At 28.0% G+C, this 15,009-nt stretch carries 14 protein-coding genes and 6 pseudogenes; 17 read left to right on the top strand and 3 right to left on the bottom strand.

Annotated features, from left to right (window positions below; all coding sequences use genetic code 11):
- The first annotated feature begins 71 nt into the window (after positions 1–71).
- Both PL321_RS16755 and dut read left to right on the top strand, forming a co-directional pair.
- The gene (locus PL321_RS16755; protein WP_443110831.1) at positions 72–836 is read left to right on the top strand and encodes a M16 family metallopeptidase; all 765 of its coding nucleotides are present in this window, start codon (positions 72–74) and stop codon (positions 834–836) included.
- A gap of 3 nt (positions 837–839) precedes the next feature.
- On the top strand, positions 840–1,280 hold the full coding sequence (gene dut / locus PL321_RS16750; protein WP_273962742.1) for a dUTP diphosphatase: 441 nt from the start codon (positions 840–842) through the stop codon (positions 1,278–1,280).
- Between the two features lie 171 nt (positions 1,281–1,451).
- Here the strand turns inward: dut and PL321_RS16745 are convergent, their stop codons facing one another.
- Complete coding sequence (locus PL321_RS16745; protein ID WP_273962625.1) at positions 1,452–1,673, bottom strand: hypothetical protein; 222 nt, start codon at positions 1,671–1,673, stop codon at positions 1,452–1,454.
- Entirely contained in the window at positions 1,628–2,545 is a 918-nt protein-coding gene (locus PL321_RS16740) for a hypothetical protein (RefSeq protein WP_273962741.1), read from the bottom strand. Before PL321_RS16740 ends, PL321_RS16745 begins: the two co-directional genes overlap by 46 nt.
- 542 nt (positions 2,546–3,087) lie before the next feature.
- Between PL321_RS16740 and PL321_RS16735 the strand changes: the two genes are divergently transcribed.
- The 12 genes and pseudogenes from PL321_RS16735 to PL321_RS16685 all read left to right on the top strand — a co-directional run bounded on the left by PL321_RS16735 (position 3,088) and on the right by PL321_RS16685 (position 12,199).
- On the top strand, positions 3,088–3,336 hold the full coding sequence (locus PL321_RS16735) for a YlmC/YmxH family sporulation protein (protein WP_273962740.1): 249 nt from the start codon (positions 3,088–3,090) through the stop codon (positions 3,334–3,336).
- 66 nt (positions 3,337–3,402) lie between these two features.
- A pseudogene (dapG, locus tag PL321_RS16730) lies at positions 3,403–4,589 on the top strand (aspartate kinase).
- A 150-nt stretch (positions 4,590–4,739) separates the two neighbouring features.
- Positions 4,740–5,393: pseudogene (locus tag PL321_RS16725) on the top strand (ClpP family protease).
- A 572-nt stretch (positions 5,394–5,965) separates the two neighbouring features.
- A complete protein-coding gene (locus tag PL321_RS21865; protein WP_273962739.1) occupies positions 5,966–6,211 on the top strand; it encodes a hypothetical protein in 246 nt (81 codons plus the stop codon).
- Between the two features lie 97 nt (positions 6,212–6,308).
- Positions 6,309–7,668, top strand: a pseudogene (locus PL321_RS21860) (DNA translocase FtsK); the annotation flags it as partial.
- Between the two features lie 174 nt (positions 7,669–7,842).
- A pseudogene (rimO, locus tag PL321_RS16710) lies at positions 7,843–9,184 on the top strand (30S ribosomal protein S12 methylthiotransferase RimO).
- Positions 9,168–9,701: a CDP-diacylglycerol--glycerol-3-phosphate 3-phosphatidyltransferase gene (pgsA, locus tag PL321_RS16705; RefSeq protein WP_273962738.1), complete on the top strand. Its 534-nt coding sequence runs from the start codon at positions 9,168–9,170 to the stop codon at positions 9,699–9,701. The pseudogene rimO and the gene pgsA overlap by 17 nt, the downstream one beginning before the upstream one ends.
- Positions 9,702–9,879: 178 nt before the next feature.
- Positions 9,880–10,912, top strand: a pseudogene (recA, locus tag PL321_RS16700) (recombinase RecA).
- Between the two features lie 59 nt (positions 10,913–10,971).
- Positions 10,972–11,337, top strand: coding sequence for a RecX family transcriptional regulator (locus PL321_RS16695; RefSeq protein WP_273962737.1), 366 nt, complete (start codon positions 10,972–10,974; stop codon positions 11,335–11,337).
- Complete coding sequence (locus PL321_RS16690) at positions 11,334–11,498, top strand: RecX family transcriptional regulator (protein WP_273962736.1); 165 nt, start codon at positions 11,334–11,336, stop codon at positions 11,496–11,498. Before PL321_RS16695 ends, PL321_RS16690 begins: the two co-directional genes overlap by 4 nt.
- A gap of 2 nt (positions 11,499–11,500) precedes the next feature.
- A pseudogene (locus PL321_RS21855) lies at positions 11,501–11,593 on the top strand (hypothetical protein); the annotation flags it as partial.
- Positions 11,594–11,599: 6 nt separating this feature from the next.
- Positions 11,600–12,199, top strand: a complete 600-nt coding sequence (locus tag PL321_RS16685; RefSeq protein WP_273962735.1) for a metallophosphoesterase family protein — start codon at positions 11,600–11,602, stop codon at positions 12,197–12,199.
- Positions 12,200–12,268: 69 nt separating this feature from the next.
- On the opposite strand, the gene PL321_RS16680 is transcribed toward PL321_RS16685, so the two are convergent.
- Positions 12,269–12,412, bottom strand: a complete 144-nt coding sequence (locus PL321_RS16680; protein WP_273962733.1) for a hypothetical protein — start codon at positions 12,410–12,412, stop codon at positions 12,269–12,271.
- 164 nt (positions 12,413–12,576) lie between these two features.
- On the opposite strand from PL321_RS16680, the gene PL321_RS16675 reads away from it, so the two are divergent.
- The 3 genes from PL321_RS16675 to PL321_RS16665 all read left to right on the top strand — a co-directional run bounded on the left by PL321_RS16675 (position 12,577) and on the right by PL321_RS16665 (position 14,920).
- The gene (locus tag PL321_RS16675; RefSeq protein WP_273962732.1) at positions 12,577–12,999 is read left to right on the top strand and encodes an AAA family ATPase; all 423 of its coding nucleotides are present in this window, start codon (positions 12,577–12,579) and stop codon (positions 12,997–12,999) included.
- Positions 12,993–14,015 carry a hypothetical protein gene (locus PL321_RS16670; RefSeq protein ID WP_273962731.1) on the top strand — a complete coding sequence of 341 codons (1,023 nt, stop codon included), beginning with the start codon at positions 12,993–12,995 and terminating at the stop codon, positions 14,013–14,015. Before PL321_RS16675 ends, PL321_RS16670 begins: the two co-directional genes overlap by 7 nt.
- A 272-nt stretch (positions 14,016–14,287) precedes the next feature.
- A complete protein-coding gene (locus PL321_RS16665) occupies positions 14,288–14,920 on the top strand; it encodes an ATPase (protein WP_273962730.1) in 633 nt (210 codons plus the stop codon).
- The last annotated feature ends 89 nt before the right edge of the window (positions 14,921–15,009 follow it).

Genomic DNA, 15,009 nt, shown 5'->3' with positions numbered 1-15,009 from the left:
TGTCTAGAGCTACTTGGGATGGGGATAGTTTATCCTATACTATTTTAGGAACACATAGTACTATAGATAATATGACTAAGGATAAAATTACTAATTATATGAGTAAAACATATAATTATAAAAATATTGTTATTGCAATTGCTGGTAATTTTGATCAAAATAGAATATTAGAAAAATTAGAATCATACTTTAGCAAAGATAATTTTGACAAGAATGAAGGTTTTAGCATTTCAGCTCCACAAGTAAACAATAGTATTTTAGTAAAACAAAAGGATATTGAACAGGTACATATTGGATTAGCTTTAAATGGTATTGAATTAGGTAATGAAGAGATTTATACACTATCTGCGATTAATAATTACTTTGGTGGAGGAACGAGTTCACGTTTGTTTCAAAGGCTAAGAGAAGAAAATGGATTAGTATATACTATATATTCATTCCCATCATCCTATATAAACTGTGGTTCTTTTAATATCTATTTTGCTTTAAATGAGGTTCATGTAGAAAGAGCAATATCATATATAAAAGAAGAAATATATAATTTGTGTAAATTAGGAATAGGAAGTGAACAGATTAAAAAAGCAAAAGAGCAACTTAAAGGTAACTACATTTTAGGTTTAGAGAGTGTTGCAAATAGAATGTTTAGTATGGGTAAATCATTACTATTGCAAGATAAAGTTTATGAACCTTCTGAGGTTTTAAGTAAAATAGATCAAATAACGGAAAGTGAAATTAACTCAATAATTGAAAAAATATTTTCTAAAGGAATAAAATCTGTAGCTGTTGTTGGTAAAAATGTTGATGAAGAAAAATATAAAAAATTGATATGGGGGTAAAAAATGAGACTTAAGATAAGAAGACTGGAAAACGCAAAAGATTTACCACTTCCCAAGTTTATGACAGAAGGGTCTTGCGGAATGGATTTATATGCAAATGTAGAAGAAGAGTTAATTATTAAACCAATGGAAATACGCCTAATACCTACAGGAATTTCAATAAGTTTGCCTAAAGGTTATGAAGCTCAAATTAGACCAAGAAGTGGCTTAGCATTGAAAAATGGTATAGCATTAGTTAATTCACCTGGTACAATAGATAGTGACTATAGAGGAGAAATTGGTGTTATAATTATTAATCTTGGTAAGGAACCCTTTCGAATAAAAAGAGGGGATAGAATTGCTCAGATGGTAATAAATAAGGTAGTTATTCCACAGATAGAGGAATTGGAAAATTTAGATTATACTTTAAGAGGAGAAGATGGTTTTGGATCGACAGGTCTATAAACCATCTTTTTCATATAATATTATATAGATGATTGCAGAATGTAAAAATTAAAATTGTGGATAACTTTTTGGATTTTACTAAAAAAATCACAAAAAAAGAACATGCCAAAAACCTTTGATAAAAAAGGCATGCGAAGCATAAATACAAATTTTGGATTGTGGATATGTGGATTAAGCAGGTATTTTAAGAAGTTTTGATATACTTCTTAAATATTCAGGTTTATTTATGGCGTAAGCCAATATTACATTTATAAGTTTAGATATAGCAGTCAAATATAAGTCAGCACGCATTGTATAGGTATTAACAGTTTTAGGTTGCTGTATACAAGGGTTTGATTTTAAAGATGCTATTTCTCTCTCAATACAACAACGTATTGAATAAGTTTTTCCCATTCCACAGAGTTCCTTATAATACCAGGATAAAGTCTAAAATTTTTATCAGGATAAACATAGGTCATACGACCACTTTTGCTATCAGTACATGGATTTTCACATGTATGATAAGGTTTACCATTTTTATCACGATGTGATTTAGGGCAAGTAAACTTATATCTTAAACTTCTATTTTTGCCTTTACAAGAACCATCAAATTTAAAAGGTTCTTGTGTTAAGGGGCATATAGGAATACCTTCGGTATTATATTCAAGTTCTCCAATTTTTGTATTGGATTGGCTACGAGGATTAAGTGGGATAAGAACTTTTTCAAATTCTAAATGTTTAAATAATCCAAAGTTATCATAACTATCAAATTCTGAATCACCTAAAAAAGTTTTAAATTTAAAATTTGAATATTTTTTTAAGTTATTCAAAAATGGTACAATTACTGGTTTCAATGAAGCATTATCATAAAAATATTTTTGTTCTTCAGGAGTAGAGAATTCTTTTTCTACAGATTTATAAAAGTCTTCTTCGAAGAATTTTATGCTTAAAGGTATACCCCAACCATTAGTTAATAATCCAAATTTATAGAAGTAACCAAAATGTCCATTTACGAAATCAAGTCGTATATTTGGGTTAGCTTGAGAATACTTAGGCATGTTTTTATATGCGGCAGCATAGGGATTAAAGTTCTTGTCATTAATAATTTTTGAATATGCTTTTTGCTTATTTATTTCACTTGCAAGTGTTTTAGGATTATTTTCTTTTACACGAGGCTTTAATCCAGATGTATCATATATCAAAATTGAGTTTAAATTTTTATATGGGGAATCAGCAGGAAGAAGATTATTAATATCTTCACATATATCAATAACTTTAGGAACCATAGAATTAAATAAATCTGCGATATCACTTTCAAAAGTAGTTTTAAATCTACTGAAAAAGATTCATCAGGTATAGATTTATAGAAACCACAAAATTCTCTAATTTCAGTAGAAAATACAAGAAATAGATTTAACAACGCAGTTGTAGGTATATGAAATATTTGCATAATTAGCAAAGATGATAATATAGAAGAAAGCTCATATTCACGATTTCTTCCTAAATCTGAATAGTAATGTTCTTTAAAAGAATTAGGGATAAATGTATTAATATCAAAATTATCAGCAAGCAATTTAATAAACCCTACGGGTTGTTTAGTAACCATATTTTTAAATTCAGATACTTGCTCAAAAAGTTAAGTTGCTTAATTTTGCTAATACAAAACATGCTATTCTCCTCCTCTGTGGATAGTTTTAAAGGTTGTTATAATTTAATAATGCCACAGTGGAGGAAAATATAAAAGCCTTATGGCTAAAAAATAGTAAAATCAATGGTTGCAGAATTCTGCAACCGACTATATAATATTATAGTAAAGGAGGGGTTATATATGAGCAAAAGATTTTCTGATTTGATGGAACTTGAAATTATTGATGTTTCAGAGGGAAGTAAATTTGGAACAATTGGTGATTGTGATATTGTATTTAACAGATTAACAGGTGAAATTGAAAGTTTAATTACTTCGTCAAATTTCTCTCTATTTTCATTTAAGAGCAGAGATTATGTTGAGATTCCTTGGAGCAAAAGAATAAATGTATTTGCAAAAACAATACTTTTTGATTTAAAAAGTAAATTTTAATAACAGATTTTATAGATAATTAGTATTATATAGTAGTGTTATCAAATGGCTAGAGGAGGCCCTACTATGAAAATTATTGTCCAAAAGTTTGGAGGCACTTCAGTTGCAACACATCAGAGAAGAGAAATGGTTGCTGATAAAGTATTAGATGCTATAAAAGGGGGTATAAGCCTGTTGTTGTTGTTTCGGCAATAGGTAGAAAGGGTGATCCCTATGCAACTGATACACTACTATCACTTCTTGACAATGAAAAGATATATTTAGAAAAGAGAGAATATGATATATTGATGGCTTGTGGTGAGATTATTTCCTGTGTTGTCTTATCAGAGGTTTTGGCAAAGAGAGGGTTTAAGGTTAGGGTATTAACTGGAGGACAGGCTGGGATTATAACAAATGAAAACTTTGGTAATGCAGATATATTAAGAATAGATACAAATAGAATTATAAATACAATAAATGATGGATATATTCCTATTGTTGCTGGATTCCAAGGTATGACACAGAGTGGTGAAATAACAACTTTAGGAAGAGGTGGAAGTGATATAACAGGTACTGCCCTTGGTGCAGCTCTAAAAGCGGATTTTGTTGAAATATATACAGATGTAGACGGTATTATGACAGCGGATCCAAGAATAGTAAATAATGCACATCTGATTGAAACAATGAGCTATAATGAAGTATTCCAGTTTGCAGATCAAGGTGCAAAGGTTATTCATCCAAGAGCTGTTGAATTTGCTATGAAATCAAATATACCTGTTTATATTAAAAATACTATGAGTGATAGTAGAGGAACCCTTATAACAACTTCCCGTGAAAATATAGGAAGAATAATAACAGGTATAACACATATGTCGTCAAGGACACAAGTTAGCATTGAATATGATGAGAATTGTCAAAATACAGATGATATTTTTGAAATATTAGCTAATAATAAGATTAGCATTGATTTAATCAATGTGTTCCCAGATTATAGGGTTTTTACAATTAATTCAAAACAAGAACAAAGTGTAATAAAGATACTGGAAATGTTAAAGATAAAGTATAAAATTATATCAAATTGCAGTAAGATAGCTGTTATAGGAAATGGAATGCGAGGTATACCTGGAATAATGGCAAAAATATTAAAAGCATTAAAGGAAAGAAATATAAAGGTATTACAAACAGCAGATTCTCATACAACTATTTGGTGTTTAGTTAAAGAAGAAGACACAGAATCTGCCATAAAGGCTCTGCACGAAGCCTTTGATTTGTGATATATATTATAGGTCTCTACAAAATTTTGTAGGGACTTTCGTTTTTATATATTATAAATTAAATTTATGTTGGTTAGACTAATATAGAGGTGATATTATGAATTTTTTAATAAAGAATGAAGAGATTGAACCTAACGCTAATAAAAAAATATAAATGACACTGAAAATATAAAGGAGTTAGGAAATTTTCCACCACCACCATTTACTTCAGATATTTTTACTATGACTATAATAGGACAGATAGAAGGACATACAGTTCTTCCGCCACAAACAAAATCAACAAAATATGAACACATATTTCCTCAACTTGTAAATGTAGAGGAAAATCCTAATATAAAAGGACTTTTAGTCATTTTAAATACTGTAGGAGGAGATGTTGAAGCAGGACTTGCAATTGCTGAGATGATAAATAGCATTACTAAGCCAACAGTATCTTTGGTTGTTGGTGGAGGACATAGTATAGGTGTACCACTGGCAGTAGCAACAAAATATTCTTTTATATCTCCGACAGCTACAATGATAATACATCCTATAAGAATGAATGGCTTAGTTATTGGCGTTCCACTAAACTTTTGCCTATTTTCAAAAGATGCAGGATAGAATATTGAATTTTATTACCAGAAATAGCAAAGTTTCCAAAGAAAAATTAAGGGAATTAATGTTAGAAACAGATGAACTTTTAAATGATATGGGTACTATATTGATCGGTAATCAAGCAGTTGAGTTAGGTTTAATAGATGAAGTAGGAGGCATAGGGAAGCAATTATAAAACTTAGAGAATTAATAGAAAAAGCAAATGCATAAAATAGCATTTGCTTTTTTGTTATTATGTTATATTTCTTAATAGAAGAAAGTTTAAGAGGTGGTAGGATGGCAAGAAAAAATAAAAGAATAGAAGATAATAATAATGTAAAAAGGAAATATATGGAGTAATAATATTTGGAATTTCCTTGATAATTGGACTTAGCATCTATATTAAACCTACAGGCATTGCAGGTATATTAATTAGAGAATTTGTTATGGGTATGTTTGGATTGGGTGCCTATATATTTCCTGTATATTTTTATTTGTAGGTGTAGCTTTTATACTAAAAGGGGTAAAGTTAGCAACAAATTTTATTATATTTCATTATTGTTATACATAATAAATGTTATGTTAACTATACCTTATTCAATAAAAAATCCTAACAAAAAGTTTATATATAAAATTAAGGATGCATATTTAAATGGTATAGACAATAAAGGGGAGGAGTTATTAGTGAATTATTAGCTACTCCAACTATATATATTTTTGGAAAAGTAGGTTCATACATTGTATTAGTATGTATTACAATTGTCTTATTCCTTTTAATTACTGAAAAATCTATATTAATTCCTTTGATCAGATATATTAAATCAATATTTATAAGATTTAAAAATAATAAAGAAACAGTCATAGATGAAACAGATAAAAGGGAAAGACAGAATTATAACAACAAAGTAGATGTTGAGGTAAAAGACATAAGAGAAAATATAGAAAAGATAGATAAAAAAATAAAGATTGTTGACTTTTTAAAAGAAACTAAAGATTCAAGAGAGGATTTTATTGAAAAAAAGAAAAAGAAACTGCAGTTGATAACTTAAATGAAGAAATAAGCAAAGGAAAAAGCAATTTAATTGAATATAAGTTTCCACCTATGGAACTACTTTGTGAAAATAGCTATAAAGGTCAGTTGCAGGACAAAAAGAGTTATTACAAAATGCAAAACTTTTAGAAGATACATTAAATAGTTTTGGAGTTGATGCAAAAGTAATTCAGGTAAATAGAGGGCCATCTGTAACAAGATATGAAATACAACCAAGTGCAGGTGTTAAAGTAAGTAGAATAGTAAATCTAGCTGATGACATTGCATTAAATTTAGCGGCATCATCAGTAAGAATAGAAGCACCTATACCAGGTAAATCAGCAGTTGGAATTGAAGTTCCAAATAGGGAGGTCGTTCCTGTTACATTGCGTGAGGTTTTAGAGTCAAAGGAATTTTGGAGTTTAAGTCCAATTTGGCCTTTGCATTAGGAAAAGACATAACTGGCAAATGTATTGTAACTGATTTGTCTAAAATGCCTCATTTATTGATTGCAGGTGCAACTGGTTCGGGAAAAAGTGTGTGCATCAACACTTTGATTACAAGTATTATATATAAATCATCACCAAATGATGTAAAAATGCTATTAATAGATCCAAAGGTAGTAGAGCTATCAGTTTATAATGGAATACCACATTTATTAATACCTGTAGTAACTGAACCTAAAAGGCAGCATCTGCTCTTTATTGGGCAGTAAATGAAATGACTCAGAGATACAAGTTATTTGCTGAAAATAATGTCAGAAATATTGAAGGCTATAATAAGTTAATGGAGACTAATGATCCATCTAAAAAGCTACCACAAGTAGTTATAATAATTGATGAGTTAGCAGACCTAATGATGGTTGCTCCAAATGATGTAGAAGACGCTATTTGTAGATTAGCACAGATGGCAAGAGCAGCAGGTATGCACCTTGTAATTGCAACACAAAGACCTTCTGTAGATGTAATAACAGGTGTTATTAAAGCTAACATTCCATCAAGAATAGCTTTTGCTGTTTCCAGCCAAGTAGATTCAAGAACTATATTGGATATGGCAGGTGCAGAAAAACTATTAGGAAGAGGAGATATGCTATTTATGCCAATTGGAGAGAGTAAACCTATAAGAATTCAAGGTGCATTTATTTCAGACAAAGAGGTTGAAAGTATTGTATCATATTTGAAAAATAATAGTAGTGCAGATTATAAAGAAGATATTATAGACAATATTGAAAAAAATATAAATAGTCCATCTGATAATAATGGAGAATTTGAGGATGAACTTTTAAACGAAGCCATAAATATTGCTGTTGAAAGTGGACAAATATCTGCTTCAATGTTACAAAGAAGGTTAAGAATAGGATTTAATAGAGCAGCAAGGTTAATTGAGGAAATGGAGCAACGTGGAATAATAGGAAAGCAAGAAGGAAGTAAGCCAAGACAAGTATTAATCTCAAAACAAGATGTAGAAAAATATTAATATATATTGTAAATCAACCTCATATATTATAAAATATATGAGGTTGATTTTTGTCATATAAAATCATAATTAAGATAAATAAGTAAAATAATAAAAAAATGAGTAAAAAGAGCAAAAAAGAGATAATATTAAATAATGGGCTATAATTGCCCAGGAAATACAAAAGGAGTTGATTTGATGAAATATAAAGTTGGATTGATTTCGTTAGGCTGTGATAAAAACAGAGTTGATGCAGAAGTAATGTTGCACGAATTAAGAGAGAATGGCTATGAGATTGTAAATGATGAAAAAACTGCAGATATAATTATAGTTAATACTTGTGGTTTTATTGAATCTGCTAAAATGGAGTCAATAGAAACTATATTAGAAATGGCACAAAACAAACAAAATGGAATTTGTAAAGGTATTGTAGCAACTGGATGTATGGCAGAAAGATATAAACAAGATTTGTTAGATGAAATGCCAGAATTAGATGCTGTTGTAGGTACAGGCAATTATCAAAATATAGTTGAAGTTGTTAATAATATATTAAAAGGAAATAATAAGATTGTAAAAGTAGGAAATATAAATTATAATTTAGAATATAATGAAAGAATATTATCAACACCTAATCATTATGCATATTTAAAAATTGCTGAGGGTGCAATAATAATTGTAGTTATTGTATAATCCCTCAATTAAGAGGTAGATATAGAAGTAGAAAAATAGAAGATATTTTAAAGGAAGCACGACAATTGTCAAGTAAAGGTGTTAAGGAATTAATAATAGTAGCACAAGATACAACAATGTATGGTATTGATATATATAAAAGAAATCTTTATCAATATTGCTTAAAGAAATTGAAAAGATAGAAGGTATAGAATGGATAAGAGTTATGTATTCGTATCCTGAAGAAATAGATTTAGAATTAATAGAAACAATAAAAAATAGTGAAAAAATATGTAAATATTTTGATATACCAATACAACACATAAGTAACAAAATATTAAAACTAATGAATAGAAGAACAACAAAGGAAAAAATATTAGAAGTTATAAATAATATAAGAAAAAATATACCAAAAGCTGTAATTAGAACGTCATTGATAGTTGGTTTTCCAAATGAAACTGATGAGGATTTTAATGAATTAGTAGATTTTATAAAGGAATATAGGTTAGATAGGGTAGGTATATTTGAATACTCTCAAGAGGAAGGAACAAAGGCAGCATTATTTGATAATCAAATAAGTGATGAAATAAAAGCCTTTAGAAAAGAAAAGTTAATGAAAATACAAAGTAAAATATCTTTAGAAAAAATATAGGGATTAATTGGAGAAGAAGTTAAGGTAATTATTGACGGAATAACAAAAGAAGGAGTTTATTATGGCAGAACCTATGCCGATGCACCAGAGATTGATCAAACAGTTTATATTGAAACAAGTTTAGAATATAAAAAAGGTGATATTGTTAAAGTTAAAATAACAAAGGCTTATAATTATGATTTATTAGGAGTTGATGACTATGAATTTAGCAAATAAGATAACAATATCCAGAATATTTTTGGTTCCTTTGTTTTTGTTTTTTCTTTTAGTAAAAATACCCTATGGAAATTGGATTGCTACTATAATTTTTATTATAGCAGCATTAACTGATAGTTTAGATGGGTATATAGCAAGAAATAGAAATCAAGTAACTAAATTTGGAAAATTCTTGGATCCGTTGGCAGATAAGTTAATAGTTACGGCGGCACTTGTTGCTTTAGTAGAACGACAAACAATACCATCTTGGTTAGTTGTGATAATATTAGCACGTGAATTTGCAATAACAGGATTAAGAGCAGTAGCTGCATCAGAAGGTAATATAATTGCAGCAAGTAAATGGGGAAAATTAAAGACTGTAACACAAATTATAGCTATAATAGCAGCTTTAATTGAGTTAAAATATAAAGGATATAATATATATATTTATATAATGTATTTAGCAACAATAATAACAATTATTTCGGGAATTGATTATATTGAGAAAAATAGAAAGTGTATAAATTCAAAAGAATAAGAGCAATTAAAAACTGCTCTTATTCTTTTTATTATAAATGTATATAAATAAGCCTTAAAATTATGCATTATAAATGATAATATCATAATTGAGTTAAAAATTAAAAAATAATGATATTGACCATAAATAAAAAATATTATATAATAAGAACAGATGTTCGGGAAAGGAAGGATAAAATATGAATGAAAAACAAAAGGCACTAGAATTGGCATTGAGCCAAATAGAAAAACAGTTTGGCAAAGGTTCAATAATGAAGTTAGGTGAAAATTCAAAATTGAATGTTGAAGCAATATCTACGGGTTCTCTTGATTTAGATATAGCACTTGGAATAGGAGGAGTTCCAAGAGGAAGAATTGTTGAAATATATGGTCCAGAATCATCAGGTAAAACAACTGTAGCACTTCATATAATCGTTGAGGCACAAAAAATGGAGGTACTGCAGCTTTTATAGATGCAGAACACGCTTTAGATCCTACATATGCAACAAAGTTAGGTGTAGATGTATCAAATTTAGTTGTTTCTCAACCTGACACTGGTGAACAAGCACTTGAAATAGCAGAAGCGTTAGTTAGGTCTGGTGCTATTGATGTAATTGTAATTGACTCAGTTGCTGCATTAGTACCAAAGGCAGAAATTGAGGGTGAAATGGGTGATGCTTTTGTAGGATTACAAGCAAGGCTTATGTCACAAGCATTAAGAAAATTGGCAGGTGCAATAAACAAGTCAAAGTGTGTTGCTATATTTATAAACCAATTAAGAGAAAAGGTTGGAGTAATGTTTGGTAGTCCAGAAACAACACCTGGTGGTAGAGCACTAAAATTCTATGCATCAGTAAGACTAGATGTAAGAAAAGTTGACTCAATCAAGCAAGGAGAAGATGTTTTAGGAAGCAGAACCAGAGTTAAGGTAGTTAAAAATAAGGTTGCACCACCTTTTAAGCAAGCAGAATTTGATATTATGTATGGTGAAGGTATATCAAAGGAAGGTAATATTTTAGATGTAGCAGTAAATAACAACATAATACAAAAGAGTGGAGCTTGGTTTTCATATAAAGATATAAAGCTTGGGCAAGGAAGAGAAAATGCAAAAATTATTTAAAAGAAAATCCACAAGTAGCATTAGAAATTGAAAATACAATAAGACAAAAGTATAATCTACCTTTATCAAATTTGGCAAGTAATTTAAATTTAGGCAATAAAACTGAAGAGTAGTTTTTAATAAACATCCCATAAAAGGGATGTTTATTTTCAATTTAAAAGGAGTTGATTAAATGCAGATAACCGGAATTGAAAAGCAAAAGAGTAATAGTGATAGATATAATATATACATAGATGGAATATATCGTTTTTCTGCCGATTTAGAGGATATATTAAAATATAATATCAAGATTGATAAAGTAATAAATGAACAAGAACTATTAAATTTAATACAGAAGTGTGAAATAAGTAAGGGGTATAAGTACGCATTAAATTTATTAAATGTAAGAGATTATACTGTAAAAGAATTTATTGATAAATTAAAGCAAAAAGGTTATAGTGATAACAGTATTGAAATTATTATTAATAAACTTCAGGATTATGAATTAATTGATGATTTTAAATATGCTAATAAATTCGTAAGAAAAAGATTAAAATGAATAAGTTAGGTAGATTAAGAATAGTGAATGAATTAAAAATAAAGGGTGTAAACAATAGCATTGTTGAAAAACTAAATTTTGATGAAGATGAAATGATAAACAATGCATATAATTTGGCACTTAAGAAGTTAAAATCCTATAAAAAGACAATGATTCTTTAAATAAAATAGCAAGGTTTTTATATTATAAAGGATATACAAACGAAGAAATAAAGAAGGTAATTAAAAAAATTGATAAAGAAATAGAATGGGAGTAGATATTAATGAAATTTTTGTTTTTCACAGATACGCATATAAGAGGAACAAATCCAAGAGCAAGATTAGATGATTTTGAGTCTACCCTTTTTAATAAGTTTGAGGAATTACTTAAATATGTTAAATATAATAAGATTGATTATGTGTTGTTTGGTGGAGATTTATTGGATAGACCTGATGTTTCACTTTCTGTGATGCAAAAATTTATAGATTTATTAAATAGGTTTCCTAAACCTATTTATATGGTTTTAGGCAATCACGATATTTATGGACAAAATCCAAATACAGTTAATAGAACCATCATAGGAATTCTTGAAACATTAGGCATAGTTTGGATTTTAGATGATAAACCTGTAGAATTATTTGATAGAAATATTAAAGTGAAAATTACTGGCTCAAGTTATGTTTATGATATAGATGTAGATCCATTTAAAAGTAAATATATAATAAATAAAGATGAATGTGATTATTTAATACATATTGTACACGGTATGCTAATGGAAAAGCCATTTATAAAGGAAGTTCCACATACAACAATAGAAGAAATTATTAAAAAACAGAAGCAGATATTACGTTATGTGGACATTACCATACTGGCTTTGGAGTAATTAAAGCTGAAGATAAATATTTTGTCAATCCTGGTGCTGTAGTTAGAATAAATAACAGTATCTTTGAAATTAAAAGACATCAAGTTTTGCGGTAATAGATATTGGTGAAGACATATCTATTACCATTGAAAAAATAAAATCAGCACCAATAGGTGAAGATGTACTTGATAGAAGTTTTATTAAAATACAGGAACAAAGGGAAATAATATTCAACAATATAATTCAAACTGTTAATAATTATGGTGAGTTTGAGATATTAAGTATTAATCAAATAGTTGAGGAGATTGCGAAAAAGAATCAATTCCAGATGAAATAAAAAGTGAGGTCTTAGATAGACTATCTAGGGCACATTTACTTTTATCAAAAGAGGTGATAGATTGATTTATATTAAATCAATTGAAATTGAAAATTTTCAATCACATAAGCATACTAAACTTGATTTGAGTGAAAATCTTAATGTTATTGTAGGTCCTTCGGATAATGGAAAATCAGCAATTATTAGGGCGTTGAAGTGGTGTTTGTTTAATGAACCAAAGGGAGTTGAATTTATAAGGTTTGATTCTAACTATTGCAGAGTTACGTTAACTTTATCTGACGGAGTTAAAATAATAAGAGAAAGAACAAAAACAAAAAATACGTACAGGCTTATAAAAAATGGAGAAGAAACTGTCTATGAAGGGTTTGGTAATGATATACCCTTAGATATACAAGAGGCACATAAAATAAGAAAAATAAGAATAGATAAGGATAATGATATGTGTCTAAATTTATCAGAACAATTAGAAGGACCTTTTTGTTAAGTCAACCTAATTCCTTAAAATCAAAAGCAATAGGCAAAATTGTTGGATTAAATATTATAGATGAAGCTATAAAGGATATAAATAAAGACATAAATTTAATTCAGAGTGATTCAAAGCTTGTAAAAGACAATTTAAGTGAAATAGATAAAAAAATAGATTCATTAAATTATGTATATGAATTAGAGAAATATATAAGTAAAAAGGAAAATATATTAAAAAATTTAAGAGATAAGATAGATTTATTGAATAAAATTAAAGAATATAGTAATTCTTTAAATCAATTAAACAGAGAGGCTGCTGAACAGGAAAAAATAGTTAAAATATTAAAGGACATAGAAAAATTTAATATAGGATTATTAGAGAATAAAATAAACCAATATATTAAATTGAATACTATTAGTTGTAATCTTAAGTTAATTAATCAAGATATTTTAGAACAAGAAAAAGTGTTTGTAAAAACATCAAACATAGATATAGCAAATTTTAGAATAAAAACATTAATTGATTTACTACAAAAATATTTTATTTTATATGAATTAAAAGAAAAAGATATAAAATTAAATAAAGAAATCAAAATGGTATCAAGTATTGAAATTAATACAAGAAATGTTTCAATCTTAAATGAGATGATACCAAAAATAGAACAGTCATTGAAGAGGTATATACAATTAATAGATAAGTATAACAAATATATTTCTTGTACAACATCTATTTCTAAAGGAAATGAATATATGAAAAAGTTTAAGGAATTAGAAAAATGTATTGATAAAATTTCTTGTATAGACAATAAAGTATCTAAATATAAAAATGCCAATACTTTTATTATGAGTCATAATACAATTGAAAAAGAAATAAAGGATTTAACAGTTGAATATAGAAAATGTGTAAGTGAAATTAATAGTTTAGTAGATGAATACAAGTATACATTAAAAATTATAAACGTTTGTCCTATGTGTGGAAGTGAAGTTAATGAAAATAAAATTGATAAAATTTTAAGTACAATGGAGGAGGAATAAGATATGCATAATTACGAAGAAAAATTAAATGATTTAAAGCGAAGACTTGAATATGCAAAAATAAACGAATTAAAGCAGAAACAAGATTAGAACAGCTACAAATACAAAAAAGAATTGATGGATGAAATTAAAAAATTAGGTTTTGAACCAGAAAATTTAGAACAAGAAATAAAAACTTAGAAAAGGAAATTGTGAGGTTAATAGATGAGGCAGAAAGCTTAATACCAAAGGATATATAGGGTGATAATATGTGGTCAGAAAAATTAAAAATAATGAACGATAAATTGGAAGCAGAAAAAGAAAAATATTTTGAACTTAGAGGACAGCTACAGGCTCTAAACAGTGAAAAGGAAAAATTAGAAGATAAATTAAAGGCATTGGAAAATAGGGAGCTAACCTTATTAGAATCTAGAAGGTTGCTTCAAAACGTGTCTGAATATGCCAGAGATCAATCAAAACAACAAATTGAACATATTGTTACAAATTGTTTGCAATACATTTTTAATTCTAATATTGAATTTAAGATAGAGTTAAATGAAAAGGCAAATAGAAACGAAGCAGATTTTTATGTTATAACACCTTTAGAAAATGGTCAGAATGTTACAACTAGACCTGAAGTGTCAAGAGGAGGAGGAGTAGTGGATATAGTTTCCTTGGCACTTAGAATAGCTCTCTTAGAAGCACATAATCCAAAGATAAATGGACCACTAATATTAGATGAACCAGCAAAACATGTAAGTGAAGATTATGTAATTAATGTTGCAGAATTTTTAAAACAGGTTTCTAAGATGTTTAATAGACAGATTATTATGGTGACTCATAATATGCATCTATTAGAATCTGCTGATAAAAAATATAAAGTAGAATTAATTGATACGGTTAGTAGTGTTACCCCTGTAACTTGACATAAAATTAAAACTATAATAAAATAAATACAAATAATGGTTTAATTTTTCGTTAATTCTTGCTTCTATTTTAGTTAAATGTTTAAAGA

This window comes from Caloramator sp. mosi_1 (assembly GCF_028622835.1).
Lineage (GTDB): Bacteria > Bacillota > Clostridia > Clostridiales > Caloramatoraceae > Thermobrachium.
The sequence above is the reverse complement of the archived record's forward strand: the minus strand, read 5'-3'. Positions and strand labels throughout refer to the sequence as shown.